Here is a 3,647-nt window from a genome sequence, read left to right on the forward strand (position 1 = left end):
ACAAACCGCAAATCGCCGGCACCGTCCCGGCCCGCATCACCAGCCCGCAGGCCAACGACCCTTACGCCGAAATCGACCTGGAAGGGCGCTACCGCGTGAACTTCCTGTTCGACCGCGACACCTGGAAGCCCGGCCAGGAAAGTATGTGGCTGCGCCTGGCCCGCCCGTACGCCGGCGACACCCATGGCCTGCACCTGCCGCTGATTCCCGGCACCGAAGTCGCTATTGCCTTCGAACAAGGCGACCCGGACCGCCCCTACATCGCCCATGCCTTGCACGACAGCCAACACGTCGACCACGTGACCTTGCGCAACTACAAACGCAACGTGCTGCGCACTCCGGCCAATAACAAATTGCGCATGGACGACACGCGGGGGCAGGAGCACGTCAAGCTCAGTACGGAATACGGTGGGAAAAGTCAGCTTAACCTTGGGCATTTGGTGGATGCCGAGCGCAAAAAGCGCGGCGAAGGTTTTGAGCTGCGAACCGACGACTGGGGTGCCATTCGCGCAGGCAAAGGGCTGCTGATCAGCACCGATCAACAGCCCAAAGCCACTGGTGACACATTGACCATGGACCCGGCTACCCGCCAGATCCAGAAAGCAACCGAGCAAATTGCCGACTGGCAAACCATCACCCAGGCTCATCGCAGCCACCCACCCACACTCGACGGCCTGCAACAGTTCCAGGCCGACGCGGAAAACCTGGCAGCTCCCGCCATCCTGCTCAGCGCCCCCAACGGCATCGGCGCCGTTACCCCGGCCAGCCTGCTGCTCAAAAGTGGAGATGCGCTGTACCTGCAAAGCAACGACGAAATCAACCTCACTGCCGCCGAGCGCCTGTCGGCGCACGCCAACCAAGGCATCTCCCTGCTGGCCCAGCAGCAAGGCATGCGCCTGGTCTCCGGCAACGGCCCGCTGGAAATCGAATCCCACGGCGATGTGCTGAACCTGATTGCCCAGCAGGACATCACCCTGCAGTCGGTGCAGGGGCATCTGCAATTGACGGCCAAAAACGGCATCACCCTGGGGTGTGGCGGTGCCTATATCCGTATTACCGCCCAGGGTGAAATCCAGCTCCACGGCCCCGGCATACTCAGTTTCAAGGGCAAGCATCGGTTCTATTCGACGACCAGCCAGATGTTCGTACTGCCGGAATTACCGGTGTCGGTCTGCAAGGAGTGCTTGAAAAGGGCACGGGCTACCGCCAAGGGGTTTATGCCCAGGGAGGTACAAGCATGAGCGCCCTTTATTCCCCTGGCTGGATTGACCTGCTGGAAACCGCTTGTGGGCAAATGTCCATCACCTGCCTGGACGTCATCATCGACCAGGCCGGCAACGACAAGCCTTGCCTGCCCAGTGTGCTCGGGGTTGAGCCGCCCTTGCCCTGGTACTCGCTGTTCAACGGATTACCGGAGGCCGGCGCCGAGAGCCTGGCGCCCCTGCTGGTGCGCGTCGATCTGGCCAAGCCCCTGCAACGGCAGTGGTTGATCGGCTTGGTGAACGCACTCAAAGACCGTTCGCAACTGCTGGTGCTGGCTTCCTTATGGCCCTTTGCGAGGCTGGCCGAACACCTTTCTCACTGCCTGGAGGCACGCAACGGCGGCTATCCCGGCGTACTGCGCTACTACGACCCGCGAGTATTCCCGCTGTTGTTCAGCCATGTGTTGCATCCCGAACAGCAGCAGCGCTGGCTGGAAGCGGCCGAGTTCTGGAGCTGGCTGGATCGTGACGGCATGCCGGGGCGGCTGCTGGGGTGTTCTGTTGTGCCTGAAAGCGCCGGAGCGCTTGAGCCTGTGGAGCTGAGTGATAGCCAGTTGGAGGTGTTGGGCTGTGTGAGTGATGCGACGTTGGTTGTGGACAGCCTTCGCGAAGCGCTACCCGGGGAATGGGGCGCCGAGCAGCGCTTTCAAGCTTGCTACGTTGCTCTGCTTGAGGCGACCGAGGCCGGGTTGTTACTGGACTCTGAACGCGAGGTCTTCACCCTCGACAGGCTGCGTAACGCCCCACCCCCTACAAAGACAGGAGTTGAACCCTATGCCTAACCCCGCCGTTAGCAATTACCTGGGCGCCGCGTTCCTCGGCCTGGTGGGTGCCTTGCTCGGGCAGAATGCCGTAGCAGGCACGATCGAAGGTATCAACCATACGCATTGGGCGATAAACCATTTCAGTGTGGATGGGCGTTCCGGTATCGACATTATCGGGCCTTATCAGGGGGGCGGCGGAGGGTGTTGTTATGCCGCGCCTTCGAGGTGGAAGCCTGGAATGACGGTGCGGGTTGATTGGGAAACTGGAACTGGTAGTTCAGCAGGTTTTCCAGGTTTTGCGGACAGGGAAAAATATTACGCCTGGCTTGAAAAAATCGATGCGCAAACTCGTCAGCACAGCAAAAACGTACTGGTACCGGATTACACCGGCCAAAAAGTCTGCGGCCTCACCGTGCATTTTCTGCCCTGCGACGAGCTTCAGGTCACCACCTCCTGCTACGCCTATGGCAGCCCCGAATACCCAATCAAAACGCCTCTGCACTTGCCGGAGCCTCAGTCATGCCCGAAGTGAATCAAGCCTCTTTCTGTTACCCGCCGCAGTTTCCGGAGCAGGGGCGCTTGCCCTCTCGAGCGGGCCAGGTTCATCAAAATATCCGGCGTCAGTCTCAGCAAGAGCGGGATTATCACGACTCCCTGTGCGTGGCGGCAGGCCGGCGCGTCCTGGCGCCCTGCAGCAAGACGTTGCATATCAGCCTGTTCTTCGACGGCACGGGCAATAACCTGAATAACGACCTGTATTTATCCGATCCCAAACACCCGACGAATATCGCCCGTCTGTTTCGCGCAAGCATTGGCGAGGGCCATGCCGGCGGTACTGCCCACAGCCGCCAGGCGCAACATTTGACGGACGCTGCGGGGGTTGGCAACGGCCAGTACTTCAAATACTACATGCCCGGAGTGGGCACGCCGTTTCCCGAAGTCGGCGACCTGAACTACAGCGCACTCGGCCTGGCCACGGCGGCATTCGGCGAAGAGCGGATCAACTGGGGCTTGATGATGATCATCGACGCCCTGCGCCGTACGTTAGCGTTGCCCCGGCTGGATGACGCGAGTCTGCAGGCGGCGGTCAAGGCCATGGGCGCGCCAGCGGGGTTTGAGGGTTCCATTGGTGCCAGCTTCCGTCGTCATCAGTATGAGAAACAGTTGGGCGCATTGGCCAAGCCATTGCGTGTCGCCCTGACGCAACCGTCGCCCGGTTGGCCCAAGCTGCTGGGGGTCAGGCTTTATGTGTATGGTTTTTCCCGTGGCGCGGCGGCGGCACGGGCGTTTGTCAGTTGGTTGAATGAGCTGTCATCGCCTACTGAGTCACAACCGGCATTGTCACTGGGGGACTTGAAGCTTCCGATCAGTATCGAGTACCTGGGGTTGCTGGATACGGTGGCATCGGTGGGCCTCGCCCATGCGGTACCCGGAGCGGACGGGCACATGAGCTGGGCGGATGGCACTCAGGAGTTGCCCACCAGCAGTCTGGTGAAGCGGTGCCTGCATATCATTGCCAGTCATGAGCAGCGGTTGTGTTTTCCGCTGGATTCGATTCGGCGGGAGGGGGGCGGTTATCCGGCCAATAGCGTTGAGGTGTTGTATCCAGGGATGCACTCGG

The 3,647-nt window shown here is 60.9% G+C and carries 3 protein-coding genes and 1 pseudogene; all 4 read left to right on the forward strand.

Features of this window, described 5'->3' with window-relative positions; translation table 11 throughout:
- Positions 1 to 1,241 (forward strand): type VI secretion system Vgr family protein (locus CEC48_RS30620; protein ID WP_141099735.1); only part of this gene is annotated, 1,241 nt, incomplete at its 5' end.
- Positions 1,238 to 2,044: a DUF4123 domain-containing protein gene (locus tag CEC48_RS30625; RefSeq protein ID WP_088427227.1), complete on the forward strand. Its 807-nt coding sequence runs from the start codon at positions 1,238 to 1,240 to the stop codon at positions 2,042 to 2,044. The genes CEC48_RS30620 and CEC48_RS30625, both read left to right, overlap by 4 nt.
- Entirely contained in the window at positions 2,037 to 2,558 is a 522-nt protein-coding gene (locus CEC48_RS30630; RefSeq protein WP_088427228.1) for a DUF3304 domain-containing protein, read from the forward strand. Before CEC48_RS30625 ends, CEC48_RS30630 begins: the two co-directional genes overlap by 8 nt.
- Positions 2,546 to 3,647, forward strand: a pseudogene (locus CEC48_RS30635) (DUF2235 domain-containing protein); the annotation flags it as partial. The gene CEC48_RS30630 and the pseudogene CEC48_RS30635, both read left to right, overlap by 13 nt.

This window comes from Pseudomonas sp. K2I15 (assembly GCF_002204795.1).
GTDB lineage: Bacteria > Pseudomonadota > Gammaproteobacteria > Pseudomonadales > Pseudomonadaceae > Aquipseudomonas.